Below are 17,037 nucleotides of genomic sequence, written 5' to 3'. Positions count from 1 at the left end.
GAGAGCGTCATGCCACAAGCGGTCTCGGGTACGGGGGAGTGCTTCATCCTCCCCGGGTTCGTCGACACCCACGTCCACGGCGGCGCGGGCGGGGACACGATGGACGGCGCGGCGGGCGTACGGACCCCGGCCCGGCGGCGGCGCGGACGGCGAGGGCGGGCAACGCGACCCCCGCGAGCCCGAACAGCCCGAGGGTGACGAGCGCGAGGGCCGGGGACACGAACCACACCAGCCCCACCGTCACGAGCGCGACCGTGAGCGCCACGAGCGTGGGCGCGAAGAGGCGCAGGTAGACGCCCTGGAGCTCGTCCACGTCCGCGCGCACCCGGGTCAGCAGGTCGCCGCCGCGCACCCCCACGAGGGCGGCGGGCGCGACCCGGGCGAGGTGGGCCACCGCCCCCGCCCGCACCCGACCGAGAAGCCGGAAGGTCAGGTCGTGCGAGACGAGCCGCTCGCCGTAGCGCAGCGCCGCCCGCGAGATACCGAAGAGCCGCACGGACGTGATCAGCGGCAGCAGCAGCAGCAGAGACTCGGGCTCCAGCGCCGCCCCCGAGATCAGCGCCCCCGACACGGCGAGCAGCCCCACCGACGTGAGGACCGTGCCCGCCCCGAGCAGCACCGAGCCGAGCACCCGCGCCCGCCCGCCGCCGCGCAGGGGGCGCCGCAGGCCGCTCACGCCCGCTCCGGGGCGAGGTCGCGCACCCGCCCGCCCGCGAGCTCGACGGTCTGGTCGTGCCCTCCGTACAGCGCCGCCCGGTGCGAGATCGTGAGGACGGTGCGGCCCCGGCCCAGCCGTTCGAGGGCGGCCCGGACCTCCCTTTCGCTCTCCGCGTCGAGCTGCGAGGTCGGCTCATCGAGGATCAGCACCTCGGCCTCCCGCAAGAAGGCGCGCGCGAGGGCGAGGCGCAGCCGCTCACCGCCACTCAGCCGGGCCCCCTCGGCTCCCACCTCGGTGTCGTAGCCGCGCGGCAGGGCGCAGATGAAGGCGTGGGCGTTCGCGGCGCGGGCCGCCGCCTCGATCTCGGCCTCGGTCGCCTCCGGCCTGCCCAGGCGGAGGTTCTCGCGCACCGTGCCGGGGAAGAGGTAGGGCCGCTCGGGCACGTAGGCGAGGCGCGCCCGCCACGCCGCCGGGTCGAGGTCTTGCAGGGGCACGCCGTTCACCCTGACCTCGCCGCCCGCCGGGGGGACGAAGCCCAGCAGCAGCCGCGCCACGCTCGTCTTGCCCGCGCCGCTCTCGCCGACGAGCAGGGTGCGCGAGCCGGGCGGCAGGGTGAGGGTCACGCCGTCCAGGGCCGTCCGCTCCCCGTAGCGCAACCTCACGTCGCGCAACTCGATCCCCAGCGGACCCGCCGGAACGGGGAGGGTGCCCCGGCCCGGGGCCTCCTTCCCCAGCACCGCGAAGAGGCGCTCGCCCGCCGCCCGCGCCTCCAGGCTGGCGTGGTGGTCTGCCCCCAGGGCACGGAGCGGCGCAAAGAACTCGGGGGCGAGGAGCAACACGAAAAAGGCCCGCTCGAAGGGCAAGTGCCCCTCGAAGAGCCGCACGCCCACCGTCACGGCGACGAGGGCGGTGCTCAGCGTGGCGCCGAATTCGAGCACGAAGCCGGAGAGGAAGGCACTCCGCAGCACCCCCAGCGTGACCCGGCGGTAGGCGTCGTCGGCTTCCCGCAGGGCGGCCAGCCGTTCGCGGTCGCGCCCGAAGACCACCAGCGTCGGGAGGGCCCGCAGGGTATCCACGAACGAGCCGCTGAGCCGCCCGAGCGTGAGCCACTGCGCCCCCGCCGCCCCCTGGGCCATCGTCCCCACCAACCACAGCAGCACGACGATGACCGGCCCGGTGAAGAGCAGGATCAGCCCGCTGAGGGGGTCGAGAAAGAGCACCGCCAGCGCGAGGAGGGGCGGCACCACGGCGGCGAAGGCCGAGCCCGGCACGAAGCGGCCCACGAAGCCCTCCAGCCGCTCGGCGCCCTCCACCACGAGTTCGGTGAGTTCCCCCGCCCGCTCCCCCGAGGCGTGGACGGGCCCGAGGTCGAGCAGGCGCGTCAGGAGCCGCCCGCGCACCTCGCGCTTGACCCTCGCGGCGGCGCGGGCGGCGAGCACGTCCCGCACCCCGACCAGGGCCGAGCGGGCGAGCCACGCGAGGGCGAGCAGGACAAAAGCGGAGGTGAACGCGGCGGGGGTCTGCCCTCCCAGAAAAATCCCGTTCACGATCCGCGCCACGAGCGCCCACTGGGCCAGCACGAGCGCGAGGGTGAGCAGGGCCAGCCCGGCGCAGGCGAGCAGGAGGGGCCGGACGCCAGGGAGTTGCATGAGGGGCTTCATCGAACTGCCCCGGACGCCGGTGTTCGCTCCTCCCCCTCGAGGGGGGAGGTTGGGAGGGGGTGAACGCAACCGACCTGCGGCGCTGTGGGGAGGAGGGGCAGCCCCTCTTGCTCAAGCTGAAGCCGCTTGCCTTCCCCCTCTGCTACGCAGCTTTGCAAGTCACCCCGGCCCTCTCTCCTGCGGAGCTGTGCCAGTCCCGTGACGGGTGAGAGAGAATAACCCCGCTGTGATGGGTGCATCGACCAATTTCTGAAACGGGCAGAACACGGCAAGATTCCCCCCACGCTCAGTCGTACCCCTTGTCCAGACCGCCCTCGTCGGGCCGGACGCGCTCGCGGAAGACGTAGTAGTTCCAGATCTGGTAGCCGATGATCAGGGGCAGGAAGATGCCGCCCACCCACGTCATCAGGGTCAGGGTGTAGGGCTGGCTCGCGCTCTCCCGCAGGCCCAGGCTGTACTGGGGATCGAGGGTGGAAGGCAGCACCACCCCGCGGGTGTAGAGCGCGATGAAGATCGTCACCGTGGAGAAGACTATGGTCAAGCTGCTCATCAGGAAGGCGAACACGTCGAGCCGGCGCGTCAGGCCATACCAGATGCTTCCCAGGGTCAGCCCGGCGGCGACCGGGAAAAGCCACGGCAACACCCCGAAGGAGTTGAACAGCCCCTCGGTCACGTACCCCATGACCACGAAGAGCAGGATCGCCCCGGTGGCGAGGGCCCCCCAGAGGAGGGCCGCGGCGCGGGCGCGGGTGTAGAGCCGGGTGTCTTTGTGCAGCCGCAGCAGCAAGAAGTTCGCCCCGTGCAGGATGAACAGCAGGGTCGTCGCCAGCCCGCCCGCCACCGAGAAGGGGGTGAACACGTCAGAAAAGCCGCCGAGGACCCGCTCGTCCGCGTTCACGGGCAGGCCCTCGATGAGTTTCGCCATCGTCAGGCCCCAGAAAAACGAGGGGGTCAGGCTCCCGAAAAAGGACATCCAGTCCCAGAACGCACGCCAGCGCGGCTGGTCCACCTGATTGCGGTACTCGAAGGACACGCCGCGCATGAGCAGGGAAAGCAGGATGATCACGAAGACCGGGTACAGCCCCGAAAAGAGCGTCCCGTACCACACCGGGAAGGTCGAGAACATCACCCCCGCCGCCGCGATGGCCCAGACCTCGTTGCCGTCCCAGAAGGGGCCGATGGTGCCCACCAGCGCCCGTTCCTCGGCCTCGCTGCGCGCCAGGAAGGGCCGCAGCATATCCACCCCGAAGTCGAAGCCCTCCAGAAAGAAGTACAGGGTGAAGGTCAGGGCGATCAGCCAAAACCACAGGGTCACGAGGTCCATGTCGGTGTCGAAGCCTCCTTGGAAGGGGGACGGGGTGAGGGGCCGGGGTTCAGGACTCGGGAAGGCTTGCTCCTGCCTCACCCCTCCTTCCTTCCTTCCTAGTTCCGCCGCTCGTACTCCTGGAAGCCCTCGCCCGCGTAGTTCGGGGCCGGGGCGGCGAGGAGCTGGACCTCCGGCTTGTGGTGGACGCCCGCCCGCGCGGTCACGGCGAGGAGGTAGATGTCGAGGCCGATCAGGGCGAGGTAGACGATCCACAGGCCGACGAGGCCGACGAAGACTTCCGTGTACGAGTTGGCGCTCACCCCCTCGGTGGTCGTGAGCAGGCCGTACACCATGAAGGGCTGGCGGCCCATCTCGGTGGTGATCCAGCCGCAGAAGTTGGCGATCCACGGCAGCGGGATGGTGAAGAGCAGGAGCCGCAGATACCAGCGGGTGTCGTCGAGCCCCGCCCGCCTGCGCCACCACAGGTAGGCCCCCCCGAAGGCGGCGAGGAGCATCACCATCCCGATCCCGACCATGATGCGGAAGTTCCAGTACACCCAGGTCACGGGCGGAACGTAGTTGCCGGGGCCGTAGAGCCGCTCGTAGCGCTCCTGGAGGGGGATGATGCCCTCGTAGTTGCCGACGGGGCGGTTGTAGGCCAGGATGGAGCCCAGGTAGGGGATCTCCACGTTGAAGTCGTTTCTCTGCTCACGCTCGTTGATGAGCGCCACGGCGGACCACGGCGCGGGCGAGGTCGAGGTCTCCCACTGCGCCTCCATCGCGGCGAACTTCATGGGCTGGTCGTAGCGGGCGACCTGGGCGGCGCGGTGCCCGCTCGTCGCCGAGAAGACCGACCCGACGACCGCGAAGATGATCCCGATCCGCAGCGAGCGAGAAAAGACCTCCACGCTCTGCTTGCGCAGCAGGTGGTAAGCGCTCACGCCGAGGACCAGGAAGGCCGCGACCGACCACGCCGAGCCCTGCACGTGGAGGAAGTACAAGACGGCCTTGTAATTGAAGACGACCGCCGCGAAGTCCGTCAGGAACGCCTGGTCGCCCACCACCTCGTAACCGACCGGGTGGTGCATCCAGCCGTTCGCCAGCACGATCCAAAAGGCGCTGATCTGGGTGCCGACCGCGACGAGCCAGATGCTCGCCAGGCGGACGGCGGGTTTCAGACGGTCTTTGCCGAACCACCACAGGGCGATGAAGGTGCTTTCCAGGAAAAAGGCCATCAGCACCTCCAGCGCGAGCGGCACGCCGAAGATGTTGCCTACGAACTTGGAGTACTGGCTCCAGTTCATGCCGAATTGGAACTCCTGCACGATGCCCGTCACCACGCCGACCGCGAAGTTGATCAGGAAGAGGTGCCCGAAGAAGTTCGTCATGTTCGCGTAGATGTGCGCCCGGTCCTTGCGCACGAACGCGACCGTCTCCATCACGGCGATCAAAAAGGCCAGCCCCACGGTAAGCGACACGAAGAAGAAGTGAAAGATGCTGGTGGACGCGAACTGGAAGCGCGATAGGCCGAGAACGTCAAGGTCCATGTCCACCTCGGGGCAGGGCGGGGGGAGCGGGCGCGCGGCCCGGGTGCGGGCACCGTACCAGGAAGATGACCCCGGACGATCTTCATCCGCCCTCCAGACTGTAAGCCATAGCACGTCGCGCGGGGGAGGGCCGGGCCGGATTGGGGAAGTTCTTACACGCCGCCCCCCATCGTGGCGCAGCGCCCGCCCTCCCGGCCCCGGGAGAATGGGTGCCGTGGAAGCCGCCCCCGCCCGCCCGCAGACCGAGATCGCCGCCCGCCCGGATCGGTCCTTTCCCTGGTCCCTCGTGGCGCTTCCCTGGGCCGCAGTGGGGGGGCTGCTCGTGGGGTGGGTCCTTATCCCGGAGACGCTGACGGCGTACGCCTTCTTGCCGCTGCTGCTGAGCGTGGTGCTGTTCGGGCTGCCGCACGGGGCGCTCGACCACCTCGTGCCGGGGCGGCTGGGGTGGGCCTGGGGGCGGCGGCCCGGCGCGGTGGGGCTGTATTGCCTGGGCTACGCGGGACTCGCGGCGCTCTACCTGCTCGCGTGGCACGCCGCTCCCCTGGCCGCCTTCTGGCTCTTTCTGGTGGTGTCGGCGCTGCACTGGGGGCAGGGCGACCTGCACTTCCTGGAATCGGGGCTGGGGCGGCGGCGCCCGGCGCGGTGGAGCGCCCCGCTCGCGGTCCTGGCGCGGGGGGCTCTCCCCATCGGGGTGCCGCTGCTCGCCTTCACGGGCGATTTCGAACGGCTGGCCCGCGGGGCGGCGGGGGCCTTCGGCGCGGAGGTCGGGCCGGGAGCGCTCCTCACCGCGGGCGCACAGACGGCGCTCACCGGGGGCCTCGCCCTGCTCCTCGCGCTCTACGTCCTCGACACGCTGCGGGCGGCGGCCTCCCCGCGGCGGGCCGTGCTGGAGCTCGGGGAGGCCGCCGGGCTGCTGGCCCTCTTCGTGACCGTGCCCTCGCCGCTGAGCATCGGCGTGTACTTCACGCTCTGGCACGCGTGGCGGCACCTGGGGCGGCTGCTGGCGCTGCAACCCAGGCGCGGAGAGCTCGGCACCCCGCGGCTCGTCCTGCGGCTGGCCCGCGACCTGCTGCCGGTCACGTTCGCCGCGCTCGCGCTGCTGGGGGGGCTGTACCTGTGGGCCGCGCCCAGGGTCGGGACGGTGGAGGGCTTCACCGCCCTCTACCTCGCCCTGATCGCCGCCCTGACCCTGCCGCACGCGCTCGTCGTGGCGCTGATGGATTTGCGGCGCCCTTGAGCGGTGGGACCGGGAGTTCGAAATGTCCCGGACAGAATGAAGCTACTTCGTGAACCGTCGGGGGGGTGGCCTGGACGGTTCACCCCCTCCCAACCTCCCCCCTCAAGGGGGAGGAGAAAAGAAGGAGGGACGCGTTAGGTTGGGGTGTGGCTCAGCGTTGGTCCAGAACCAGTCCGTCTTCGGAAATAGCGCGTTCGCTGCGCCGACGGATGACGCCGGAAGAAACGTTGCTGTGGCGTCATCTGCGCGGCAAGGGGCTGGGCGTGAGCTTCCGGCGACAGGAACCGATGGGGCGGTACGTGGTGGACTTCGTGTGTCACGAGCGCACCCTCATTGTCGAACTCGACGGCAGCCGGCACCTGAACAGCGGGGCGGACCGGGAACGAGACGCGGACATGGCTGAACACGGCTTCGAAACGTTGCGCTTCTGGAACAGCGAGGTCAGGAACAACTTGAGTGGCGTACTGGAACGAATCCAGCAGGTCCTGGAAGCCCGGAAGAATCTCTGACCCCTTCCCCTTGAGGGGGGAGGGCCGGGGAGGGGGTGAACGCGCCGGGCCACCCACCAGCCCACCTCACCATCCGGGCCGGCGGGGCGCTCTTCGCAGCGCCTCAGTCCAGCACCGGGGGCTGCTTGGGCAGGGCCACCCAGAAGGTCGCGCCCTCGCCGAGCCTCGCGTCGGCCCAGACGCGCCCGCCCACCCGCGCGACGAGGCGGCGCACGACCGCGAGGCCCACGCCCGCGCCGGGGAAGTCGCGGTCGCTGTGGACCTTCTTGAAGACCTCGAAGAGCTTGTCGCGGTAGCGCATGTTGAAGCCCAGGCCGTTGTCGCGCACGCTCAGGAGGTACTCGGGCGGGGTGTCTTGCACGCCGACGTGAATCTGGGGCCGCTCGGCGGAGCGCGTGGCCTTGAGCGCGTTGCTCAGCAGGTGCAAGAAGATGAGCTGCATCGTCGTGCTGTCACTCTGCACGGTGGGAAGGGGGTCGCTCGTGAGGGCCACAGGGCGTTCCTCGAGCCCGGGCCGCAGTTCCTTGCGCACCTCGCCAAGCACCCGGCCCAGGTCCACCTGGGTCAGGCGCAGGCGGCTGTTGCTCGCGCGCGACACGTCGATCAGGGCGTGGATCAGGGTGCTCATGCGCGCCGCCGAGTGCCGAATGGCGCCCAGGTGGCGCCCCGCCGCCTCGCCGGTGGGCTGCGTCTCCTGCTGGAGCAACTGCGCGAAGCTGGTGATGTGCCGCAGCGGCGAGAGGAGGTCCTGGGCGACGGCCTGGGCGAAGCGCTCGAACTCCGCGCCGAGGTCTCGCAGCCGCGCGGTGCGTTCCTCGACCCGTTCTTCCAGCGTCTGGTTCAGGGCGAGCACGGCGTCTTGGGCCTGCCGCTGCGCCGTGATGTCGATCAAGGCCATGCGGCAGTGTCCCCCCGCGGGCTCCCCCCCGGCCTGGGAGGCGACGGCCTCGACCTGAACGTGGAGGGCGCCGCCCCCCGCCCGCTCCAGGGTCAGCTCGCCCACCCGTTTGTCGGGCGCCTCGAAAACCCTTCTGAGAAGCAGGTTGAAGTGGCTGCGGCCCTCGGGCGCCACGAACAGGGGAAAGCGGCGGCTGAGAAACCGCTCGCGCTGCACGCCGAGCATCGTGCAGGCCGTCAGGTTGGCCTCCTGCACGATGCCCTGGCGGTCGAGCGTCAGGTACCCCACGGGTGCGAACTCGAAGAGGTCGAGGTACTTGGCGCGCGTGTCTTCCAGCTCCGCGTTGGCCCGGAGCAGCTCCTCGTTCTGGAGTTCGAGTTCGATCTGGTGGACCTGAAGCTCGCGCAAAGGTGCCTGCGCGTCCCACTCCCCGGGAGCGCCCCCCAGGAGCGGGGGAGGGCCCTGCGCGCCCAGGTGGGCCTGCGCCAGCGGGGACGGCGCGGCGGAGGACGGTTCGCAGACCGGGAGGTGTTCGGCGTCGGGCTTATGCATCGTGGCTCCAAGTCTGCGCGGGCAGCCGTGAGGAGGCCGTCGCGCGGGAAAGACTTCAGGGGGGCGGTAAGAAGGGAATAGCACCCGGTCGAGCTCAACAATGTGGCGCAGGCGATCAGATGGCCGTCAGCTCCGGACGGTCAGCGCGCGGCGCTCGAGGTGTATTCGCGCGGGAACGGGGGACGTGGGCCTGATCGCCCGGCCCATCCGCGGGCCGGAGCGGGTCCCCGACCTCCTCCCGGCGGTGTGGCGGGCAGGGGAGGCGCGGAAAAAAAGACATGCCGCCGTCCCGTCCTGTCATTCCCGGCGGGCCGCCCGGCGGGTACGCTGGGTGGGCTCTCCCTCGACTGAATTCCACGCACCGCTCCGGGCCGCCCTTCCGCGCACAGGGGAGCGGACACGGCCCCACAGGAGGAACACCATGAACCGACTCGCGCTGCTTGCCTCACTTCTGATCGGCTCCGCCCTCGCCCAGACCTCGGGGAGCACCCCAGCGGCGACCGGGCCCGTCGTGACCTCCGACGCCACCTCGAAGACCGTCCGGGTCAACTTCGTCTCCGGGCAGGGCGGCCACAACAACGGCCTGAACTACAACGGCGACGCCAAGGGCGACAAGACCCTCACGGTTCCGCTGGGCTGGACCGTCGAGGTCAGCCTGAGCAACGCCGGGCGGATGCCGCACGACTTCGCGGTGGTGGCGGGTTCGGCGCTGCCCGCCAATATCGGGCAGGCGCGCCTGGCCTTCCCGGACGCGGCGACGACCGTCGTGATGCCGGGGGGAGCGGCGCAGAACACGCGCTTCACCGCCAACCGCCCCGGAACGTACCTGATCCTGTGCCGGGTGGGCCGCCACGCGCAAAACGGGATGTACGTCAAGATGACCGTCAGCAACGGTCTGCGCGCCGCCACCTACCAGTAAGCGCCCGGCAGAGCAAAATTCACCCTCAGGCAAGCGTCCCTTCCCACGCGGAAGGGGCGCTTCGCTGTGCGCGGCGCCTCGCCCGTGTCCCGTGTCCAACGCCCCGGAGGCGGGGGCGGGGCCAGCCGTCCGCCCGGCTGGGTCGCCCCACAGCCCCGGCAGCGGTCGCCGTCCGCGCCAGAGGGGCCCGAGGTCGCCTCCCCCCACGCGGACGGGGGGCGGGTGTTTGTGTTCGGGGCAGCAACGTGAAGTAAACCTATGGCCCGGCACAGGCGGAGCTTCTTGTGCTCGCCCGTCCGGGAGGGCAACGATAGGAGCCTCGCCAGCAGAACTTCCCCCACCTGGGAGAGGGTCTCGCGGCATCCTGGAAGGGAGGGCACAGATGACAGCAGAGCAAGTGGCGCGCGGGCTGGGCTGGTTCAGCATCGGGCTGGGCGCCGTGGAGGTGATCGCCCCCGGAAGGCTCCTCCGGTTCCTGGGCGTGGAGGAGGAGCGCGCCTCCCTCGTGCGGGCGTACGGCCTGCGCGAAGTCGTGGCGGGGGTGGGGCTGCTCACCCAGCCGGGGGCGCGGGCAGCCTGGGTCTGGTCACGGGTGGCGGGCGACGTGCTCGACCTCGCGACCCTGGGCGCGGCGAAGACGGACGACCACCCCGCGTCGCGCAAACGGGCGGGCAACGCGCTCGCGATGGTCACGGCAATCACGGTCGTGGACGTGCTGGTGGCCCGGGCGCTGACCCTGGAGCAGGCAAAGCCCCCGACCCTCTGGGAACGGGTTACCGGAAGGGAGCAGGGCTGATGGCGCAGACGACGGCCAACGGAACCGAGGTCAGCCCGCAGAATTCCAGCCCCGCCGAGCGGCTGCTCTTCGGCGGCCTGGGCGTGGGATTGATTCTCCTGAGCCTGCGGCAGCGGGGGAACTCGGGCGTCTTCCTGGGCACGAGCGGGGCCCTGCTCCTCTCGGGCGCGGCGATGGGCCGCAGCGTCGGCAGCGCGCTCACCCAGGTCCGCCGCACGGAGGACGACCAGATCGCCGTGGCACGGGCCGTCACCATCGGCAAGTCGGTGGACGAGCTCTACACCTTCTGGCGTGACTTCGAGAACCTGCCGCGTTTCATGGACCACCTCGAATCGGTGAAGGTGCAGGGCGGGGACGGCAGGCGGTCGCACTGGGTCGCCAAGGCCCCGGCGGGCACCACGGTCGAGTGGGACGCGGAGATCACCGAGGACGAGCCCGGGCGCCGCATCGCGTGGCGCTCGCTGGAGGGGGCGACCGTGCCGAACGAGGGCCACGTGGAGTTCCGGCCCGCGCCGGGCGACTGGGGCACCGAGATCCACGTGTCTCTGACCTACCGCCCGCCGGGGGGCACCCTGGGCGCGGTGGTCGCGCGGCTGCTCGGCGAGGAGCCGGGCGCACAGGTGGGCGAGGACCTGCGGCGGCTCAAGCGGCTGCTGGAGGTCGGGCAGGAGCCCACGACCGAGGGACAGCCCAGCGCCCGCAAGGGCGTGATGAAGGCGGAGGCGAAGATGTACGACAACCGGAGGACCACGTGAAGGCCGTCGTCTGGCAGGGCATCAACCGCGTGCAGGTGGAGAACGTGCCCGACCCCGAGATCTTGCAGCCCACCGACGCCATCGTGCGGGTCACCGCCACGGCGATCTGCGGCTCGGACCTGCACCTCGTGGACGGGTACGTGCCCAGCATGGTCCACGGCGACATCCTGGGCCACGAGTTCATGGGCGAGGTCGTGGAGGTGGGCCCGGAAGTCCGCGACGTTAGGCCCGGCGACCGGGTGGTCGTGCCCTTCCCGATCTCGTGCGGGAAGTGCTGGTACTGCCAGCACGGCCTGACCTCGCTGTGCGACAACTCCAACCCGAATCCCAAACTTGCCGAGGCGCTGTGGGGCTACTCCGGGTCGGGGCTCTACGGCTACTCGCACATCACGGGCGGGTACGCGGGCGGGCAGGCGCAGTTCGCGCGGACCGTCTACGCCGACCAGAACCTCTACAAGGTGCCCGAGGGGCTGACCGACGAGCAGGTCCTCTTCCTCACCGACATCCTGCCGACCGGGTACATGGGCGCCGAGAACTGCAATATCCACCCCGGCGACGTGGTGGCCGTGTTCGGCTGCGGTCCGGTGGGGCTGTTCGGCATCATGAGCGCCTTTGTCCTCGGGGCCGGGCGCGTCATCGCCATCGACCGCTTCCCCGAGCGGCTGGACCTGGCCCGGAAGCTCGGCGCGGAGACGCTGAACTACGAGGAAGACGCCGTGTTCGAGCGCCTCAAGGAGATGACCGGCGGGCGCGGCCCCGACTCCGTGATGGACGCCGTGGGCCTGGAATCGCACGCGGGCGGCCCCGGCGGCGTGGCCGACGCGGTGAAGCAGACCACCCGGGTGCTCGAATCCGACCGCCCCCACGCCCTGCGCGCGGCGATCATGGCCTGCCGCAAGGGCGGCACCGTCAGCGTCCCCGGTGTGTACGGCGGGCTGGCGGACAAGATTCCGGTGGGGGCCTTCATGAACAAGGGCCTCACCATGCGGACGGGGCAGACCCACGTCCACCGTTACCTCGACACGCTGACCGGCCACATCGAGCGCGGCGAGGTCGATCCTACCGTGATCATCACCCACCGCCTGGGCATCGACGAGGCGCCCCACGCCTACGACATCTTCAAACACAAGCACGACGGCTGCATCAAGTGCATCCTCGACCCCTGGGCCGACCCCAAGGACCACGCGCCGACGAAGGCGCCGTAAGGCAGGCAGGGAAGTGGGCCCTCCAATGCGGGGGGCCCCGTTTCTTTTCTCCCTCCCTCCTTGTGGGGGAGGGCCGGGGAGGGGGGGCAGGCGAGTCGTCCCAACGCCGAGAAGATACCCTCACCCTTCCCATTGACCTCGGACGCCCCGCCCGTTCACCCCCTCCCAACCTCCCCCCTCAAGGGGGAGGAGCTTTTGAGGCCTTCGCCGAAAGCTTTGGCGGCGGGCACCTTCTAGCCGCTACCCTGCCCCGTGGGAGGAGTTTCACCGTCCCCCCAGGTAGCTCGCCGTCAACTCCGGGTTGCGGGCGAGTTCGGCGGCGGGGCCCTGCATCTTCACCTGCCCGGTTTCGAGCACGTACGCCTCGTCGCTGATGGCGAGGCTCGCGCGCGCGTTCTGCTCGACGAGGAGAATGGTGACGCCGCCGTCCCGGAGACCCTGCACGATCCTCAAGATGTCGCGCACGATCAGGGGTGCCAGTCCCAGCGAGGGCTCGTCGAGGAGGAGGAGCTTCGGTTTGCCCATCAGCGCCCGGCCAATCGCCAGCATCTGCTGCTCGCCGCCCGACAGGGTGCCCGCGAGCTGGGTGCGGCGCTCGCGCAACCGGGGAAAGCGGGTGTAGACGTCTTCGAGGTCGGGACGCCAGTTCTCGCGGCGGCGGCTGTAGGCGCCGAGTTGCAGGTTGTCGGCGACCGTCATGGAGGCGAAGAGGTCGCGGCGCTCGGGGACGAGGCTGATGCCCCGGGAGACCCGGCCCTCCAGGGGCACGCCGCGCAGGGACTGGCCCGCGTAGCTGACCTCGCCCTGCGACGGCAGCACGCCCATGACCGAGTTCAGCAGCGTGGTCTTGCCCGCCCCGTTCGCGCCGATCACGCTGACGATGTGCCCGGCGGGGACCTGGACGCTCACGCCGCTCAGGGCCTCGACCCGGCCATAGCGGGTGTGCAGGCCACGCACGTCGAGGAGCGGCACCGTCACGCCGCGCCCTCTTCCAGCTCCACGCCGAGGTACGCCTCGCGCACGGCGGCGTCCGTCCGGATCTGGGCGGGGGAGCCCTCCGCCAGCTTCTCGCCGGAATTCATCACGACCACCCGGTCCACGAGGTTCATCACGAGGTCCATGTCGTGCTCGACGAGCAGGAGGGTGACCCCCTCGTCCCGCAGCCGCCGCAGCAGCGCCGCGAGTTCCGTCTTCTCGCCGTAGCGCAACCCGGCGGCGGGCTCGTCGAGCAGGAGCAGCGTGGGGTCGGCGACGAGGGCGCGGGCGACCTCCAGCAATCTCTGCTGCCCCAGCGGCAGATTTCCCGCGAGGGTGAAGGCCTGCTCGCCCAGCCCCACGCGGCGCAGTTGCCGCAGCGCCTCGTGTTGCAGGGCGGCCTCCTCGGCGCGCTCCAGGTGCAGGAGGCTGGCGAGCATCCCGGCCCGGCCCCGCGCGTAGCCGCCCATCATCGTGTTCGCGAGCAGGGTGAGGTCGGGGAGCAGGTGGACGTGCTGGAAGGTGCGCGCGAGACCCAGGCGGTGAATCTGCACCGCCTCCAGCCGGGTGATGTCCCGCCCCGCGAAGACGATCCGCCCGCCCGTCGCCGGACTCACCCCCGTGATCAGGTTGAACATGGTGCTCTTGCCCGCCCCGTTCGGGCCGATGAGTCCCAGGATTTCCCCGGCCCGCAGCTCGAAGGACACGTCGTTAACCGCCTTCAACCCCCCGAAGGTCTTCACGGCGTGCTCGACGGACAGAAGCGGCGTGCCCGGCGTCGGCTTCGGTCGGGTGGGGAGGGGCCGCGTCTCGGGGAGCAGCCGGAAGGGCGACTGCGGCAGCGCCCGCTCGACGAGGGGCCACAGCCCGCGCCGCGCGAATTGCAGGGTCAGGATGACGAGGACGCCGAAGACGATCACCTCGAAATTCCCCTGCGCGCCGACGAGGGCGGGGAGGAAGTCGCGCAACCCCTCGCGCAGCAGGGTGATCAGCCCCGAGCCCAGCAGGGCGCCCCAGACGTGCTGCGAGCCGCCCACCACCGCCATGAACAGGTACTCGATGCCCGCGTTCAGGCTGAAGGGGGTGGGATTCACGAAACGCTGGCTGTGCGCGTAGAGCCACCCCGCGAGCGAGGCCATCAGCGCCGCGAGCACGAAGACCTGCACCCGCAGCCGAAAGACGTTCACCCCGAACGCCTCCGCGACGAGGGGCCCGCCGCGCAGCGCCCGCATCGCCCGCCCGGTGCGGCTGGAGAGCAGGAACTGCGCGCCCAGGGCACACAACCCCAGACAGACGAGCGCGAGGTACGCGAAGGCGCGCGGCGAGGTGAGCCGCAGCCCGAAGACGCCCACCGGGGGAATCTCCGTCAGGCCCGTGAAGCCGCCCAGGGCCGGGGTGTTGCCGAACACGTAGTAGAGGCTGATGCCCCAGGCAATCGTGGCGAGCGGGAGGTAATGCCCCTGCATCCGCAGCGTGGCGAGCCCGAGCAGCAGGGCGAGCAGGGCGGTGACGCCGAAGCCCGCGAAGAGGGTCAGCCACGGGCTCCACCCCGCCTGGGTGGTCAGCACCGCCGTCGTGTACGCCCCCACCCCCATGAAGGCCGCCTGCCCGAAGCTCGTGAGGCCCACGATGCCGGTGAGGAGCACGAGCCCGGTCACCACGAGCGCGAAGATCAGGATGTTCACGAGCAGGGTGACCTGGAAGAGGGGCAGCGCGAGCGGCAGGATCAGGGCGACGAGGACCACGAGGGCCGTCAGCACCGAGCGGGCGGGGAGGCGGGTCACTCCTCGTCCTCGGGGAGGTGGCGGGTGGTGAGCGAGCGCCACAGCAACACGGGCAGGATCAGGGTGAAGACGATGACTTCCTTCCACGCCGAGAGGCTGAAGGACGCGAAACTCTCGATCAGCCCGACGAGCACCGCTCCCGCCGCCGCGAGGGGATAGCTCACCAGCCCGCCGATGATCGCGCCGACAAAGCCCTTGAGCCCGATCAGGAAGCCCGAGTCGTAGTTCAGCGCCACGCTGGGGCCGATCAGGACGCCGCCGAGCGCCCCGATCAATGCCGCGAGCGTGAAGGTCAACATCCCCGCCGAGGACGGGCTGATCCCGACGAGCCGGGCGCCCAGGCGGTTGACCGCCGTCGCCCGCAGCGCCTTGCCGGACATGGTGCGCTCGAAAAAGAGGTACAGCCCCAGCATCAGCAGGGCCGAGACCAGGATCACGAGCAGGCTCTGACGGCTCAGCGTAACCTGCCCGAGCGTGACGTTGCCCGCCGCGAAGGGGGGCGTGCGCGAGCCCTCCGGCCCGAAGAAGACGAGCGCGAGCCCCGTCAGCGCGAGGTGCAGGGCGACCGAGGCGATCAGCAGGACGAGCACGGTCGCGTTTTGCAGCGGCTGGTAGACGGTGCGGTAGATCAGCGGCCCGAGCGGCGCCACGAGCGCCAGGGTCAGGAGCACCTGCACCCACAGCGGGGGCCTCAGGGGCACGAGCCACCCGGCCAGGGCGAAGAGGGCTACGCCGAGCAGGGCGGCGCCGCCCAGGGTCAGCAGAGCCCCCCGGACCTGCCCCCGCCGCGCCCGGGTGAAGGCCTCCATCCCGGCAGCGAGGGCCAGCACCACGAGGAGCAGCGACAGGGTGCCCGGCACCCGCCCGAGCTGAAAAGACGCCAGCGTCAGCGTGCCGAAGACCACGAACTCGCCGAGCGGCACGAAGATCACCCGCGTCACCGCGAAGACGAGCACGGTCGCCAGGGCGAGCAGGGCGTACACCGCGCCGTTCGTCAGCCCGTCCGCCGCCAGCACCGGAAAGATCGTCGGGTCGAAGATTTGCATGGGCCTCCAGTTCGGGAAAGGGGGTGAGAAAACCGTCGGGGCGCGCCCGAGGTCGGGGCCGCGCGCCGGTCGGGGCCGCGCGCCGGTCGAGGACGAGCAAGGGTGCTTTCCCCACCATACGTGCTTGGCGGGGAAGCCGTCGCCGCCCCCGGGCCCGTTCCGGCGCACCCGGCCTGGGGCGACGAGCGCCGACGCCGGGAGGAGAGAACCCGTGGGGTTGGCCTGCCCGGACGGAGTGGCCCCGACTTCCCGGCCCACGCGAGGACGCTCTCCCGCCGCCCCTGTTTTCTGCGGGCCGGGTGAACGCCCGCTCAAGGGGCGGCGCCGCTCCACGCCGTCAGATTCCTGGCAGACGGGCGTCCTTAGCCTGGGAGAAGTATGGCCCCACCCGAGTTCCACGCCGCACCCCCGCCGCCGGGCGGCCTCGACCCGGTGGTCCGCTTTCCGCTGCGGCTCAAGGTGCTGCTCGCCCTGGCGCTGGCCGGGCTGTGCCTGATGCTGAGCCTGAGTGCCCTGCTTCCCACCCTGGTGATCGAGCACTTCGACCGCCAGGAAGAGCGGCGGATGCACGCCGACACCCTGCGGGTCGGGCAGGCGCTGAGCAGCGAGCTGGCGAGCCTGAGCACCTACGTCGCGAACTGGTCCACCTGGGACGACACCTACGCGTACGTGCATCGCCCCACCCGCGCCTACCAGACCTCGAACCTGGTGCCCAGCAGCTTCGAGGCGGGCCGTCTCAACCTGCTGGTGTTCCTCGACCGCCGGGGCCGGGTGGTCACGGCGCGCGCCTACGACCTGGCCGCGCACCGCCCCGTCCCCGCCGCCACGCTGACCCGCGAGGTGCTGCGCGGCCCCCGGCCCCTCCTAATGCCCCGGGGAGAGACGGACACGCGCCAGGGCGTGGTGACGCTGCCCTCGGGAGCGTGGCTGCTCGCCGCCCGCCCCATCCTGACGAGCGCGGGCGGGGGTCCGGCGGCGGGCACCCTGATCATGGGCCGGCAACTGACCCCCGCGCTGCTCGGCGACCTCAAACGCGACGCCCGGCTCTCGCTTCAGGTCGAACCTGCGGCCCCGGGGCCGGGCGCCCCAGGCGGGGTGCTCGTCCGGGCCCGGGACGCCGCGCGGCTGGAGGGCCGCACGCTCGTGCGTGACCTGGCGGGCCGCCCCTCCCTGGCGCTCGTCGTCGGGG

The 17,037-nt window shown here is 71.0% G+C and carries 15 protein-coding genes; 7 read left to right on the top strand and 8 right to left on the bottom strand.

All coding sequences use genetic code 11. The features are described from left to right. Positions 1 to 43: 43 nt before the first annotated feature. From A7B18_RS22945 to A7B18_RS19740, 4 genes are all read right to left on the bottom strand, one after another. Entirely contained in the window at positions 44 to 676 is a 633-nt protein-coding gene (locus tag A7B18_RS22945; protein ID WP_180970263.1) for an ABC transporter domain-containing protein, read from the bottom strand. After that, positions 673 to 2,307, bottom strand: a complete 1,635-nt coding sequence (gene cydD, locus A7B18_RS19750; protein WP_102128399.1) for a thiol reductant ABC exporter subunit CydD — start codon at positions 2,305 to 2,307, stop codon at positions 673 to 675. Before cydD ends, A7B18_RS22945 begins: the two co-directional genes overlap by 4 nt. A gap of 298 nt (positions 2,308 to 2,605) precedes the next feature. Beyond that, the gene (gene cydB, locus A7B18_RS19745; protein ID WP_102128398.1) at positions 2,606 to 3,643 is read right to left on the bottom strand and encodes a cytochrome d ubiquinol oxidase subunit II; all 1,038 of its coding nucleotides are present in this window, start codon (positions 3,641 to 3,643) and stop codon (positions 2,606 to 2,608) included. Between the two features lie 98 nt (positions 3,644 to 3,741). Beyond that, positions 3,742 to 5,172 (bottom strand): cytochrome ubiquinol oxidase subunit I, encoded by a 1,431-nt coding sequence (locus A7B18_RS19740; protein ID WP_102128397.1) that lies wholly within the window; start codon positions 5,170 to 5,172, stop codon positions 3,742 to 3,744. A 214-nt stretch (positions 5,173 to 5,386) separates the two neighbouring features. Between A7B18_RS19740 and A7B18_RS19735 the strand changes: the two genes are divergently transcribed. Then, positions 5,387 to 6,409, top strand: coding sequence for a Brp/Blh family beta-carotene 15,15'-dioxygenase (locus A7B18_RS19735; protein ID WP_180970262.1), 1,023 nt, complete (start codon positions 5,387 to 5,389; stop codon positions 6,407 to 6,409). Between the two features lie 65 nt (positions 6,410 to 6,474). Next, positions 6,475 to 6,918, top strand: a complete 444-nt coding sequence (locus A7B18_RS19730; RefSeq protein WP_425430340.1) for an endonuclease domain-containing protein — start codon at positions 6,475 to 6,477, stop codon at positions 6,916 to 6,918. Between the two features lie 103 nt (positions 6,919 to 7,021). Here A7B18_RS19730 and A7B18_RS19725 read toward each other — a convergent pair whose 3' ends face one another. Then, positions 7,022 to 8,368: a sensor histidine kinase gene (locus tag A7B18_RS19725; protein WP_102128394.1), complete on the bottom strand. Its 1,347-nt coding sequence runs from the start codon at positions 8,366 to 8,368 to the stop codon at positions 7,022 to 7,024. 421 nt (positions 8,369 to 8,789) lie between these two features. Between A7B18_RS19725 and A7B18_RS22120 the strand changes: the two genes are divergently transcribed. The 4 genes from A7B18_RS22120 (at position 8,790) to A7B18_RS19705 (ending at position 12,043) form a co-directional block, all read left to right on the top strand. Next, the gene (locus A7B18_RS22120) at positions 8,790 to 9,287 is read left to right on the top strand and encodes a cupredoxin domain-containing protein (RefSeq protein WP_180970261.1); all 498 of its coding nucleotides are present in this window, start codon (positions 8,790 to 8,792) and stop codon (positions 9,285 to 9,287) included. A 382-nt stretch (positions 9,288 to 9,669) separates the two neighbouring features. Continuing rightward, positions 9,670 to 10,083, top strand: a complete 414-nt coding sequence (locus tag A7B18_RS19715; protein ID WP_102128392.1) for a hypothetical protein — start codon at positions 9,670 to 9,672, stop codon at positions 10,081 to 10,083. Next, positions 10,083 to 10,838, top strand: coding sequence for an SRPBCC family protein (locus tag A7B18_RS19710; protein ID WP_102128391.1), 756 nt, complete (start codon positions 10,083 to 10,085; stop codon positions 10,836 to 10,838). Before A7B18_RS19715 ends, A7B18_RS19710 begins: the two co-directional genes overlap by 1 nt. Then, the gene (locus tag A7B18_RS19705) at positions 10,835 to 12,043 is read left to right on the top strand and encodes a zinc-dependent alcohol dehydrogenase (protein ID WP_102128390.1); all 1,209 of its coding nucleotides are present in this window, start codon (positions 10,835 to 10,837) and stop codon (positions 12,041 to 12,043) included. The genes A7B18_RS19710 and A7B18_RS19705 overlap by 4 nt, the downstream gene beginning before the upstream one ends. 264 nt (positions 12,044 to 12,307) lie before the next feature. Here A7B18_RS19705 and A7B18_RS19700 read toward each other — a convergent pair whose 3' ends face one another. From A7B18_RS19700 to A7B18_RS19690, 3 genes are read right to left on the bottom strand one after another with little or no spacing between them, the layout of a single operon-like run. Beyond that, on the bottom strand, positions 12,308 to 13,021 hold the full coding sequence (locus tag A7B18_RS19700; protein WP_102128389.1) for an ABC transporter ATP-binding protein: 714 nt from the start codon (positions 13,019 to 13,021) through the stop codon (positions 12,308 to 12,310). Continuing rightward, the gene (locus tag A7B18_RS19695; protein WP_102128388.1) at positions 13,018 to 14,802 is read right to left on the bottom strand and encodes a branched-chain amino acid ABC transporter ATP-binding protein/permease; all 1,785 of its coding nucleotides are present in this window, start codon (positions 14,800 to 14,802) and stop codon (positions 13,018 to 13,020) included. Before A7B18_RS19695 ends, A7B18_RS19700 begins: the two co-directional genes overlap by 4 nt. Next, positions 14,799 to 15,848 carry a branched-chain amino acid ABC transporter permease gene (locus A7B18_RS19690; RefSeq protein ID WP_102128387.1) on the bottom strand — a complete coding sequence of 350 codons (1,050 nt, stop codon included), beginning with the start codon at positions 15,846 to 15,848 and terminating at the stop codon, positions 14,799 to 14,801. The genes A7B18_RS19695 and A7B18_RS19690 overlap by 4 nt, the downstream gene beginning before the upstream one ends. Before the next feature lie 378 nt (positions 15,849 to 16,226). On the opposite strand from A7B18_RS19690, the gene A7B18_RS19685 reads away from it, so the two are divergent. Further along, on the top strand, positions 16,227 to 17,037 hold an 811-nt coding region (locus tag A7B18_RS19685; RefSeq protein WP_146009610.1), incomplete at its 3' end, for a CHASE4 domain-containing protein.

This window comes from Deinococcus planocerae (assembly GCF_002869765.1).
GTDB lineage: Bacteria > Deinococcota > Deinococci > Deinococcales > Deinococcaceae > Deinococcus > Deinococcus planocerae.
This window is presented reverse-complemented; position numbering and strand designations above follow the sequence as displayed.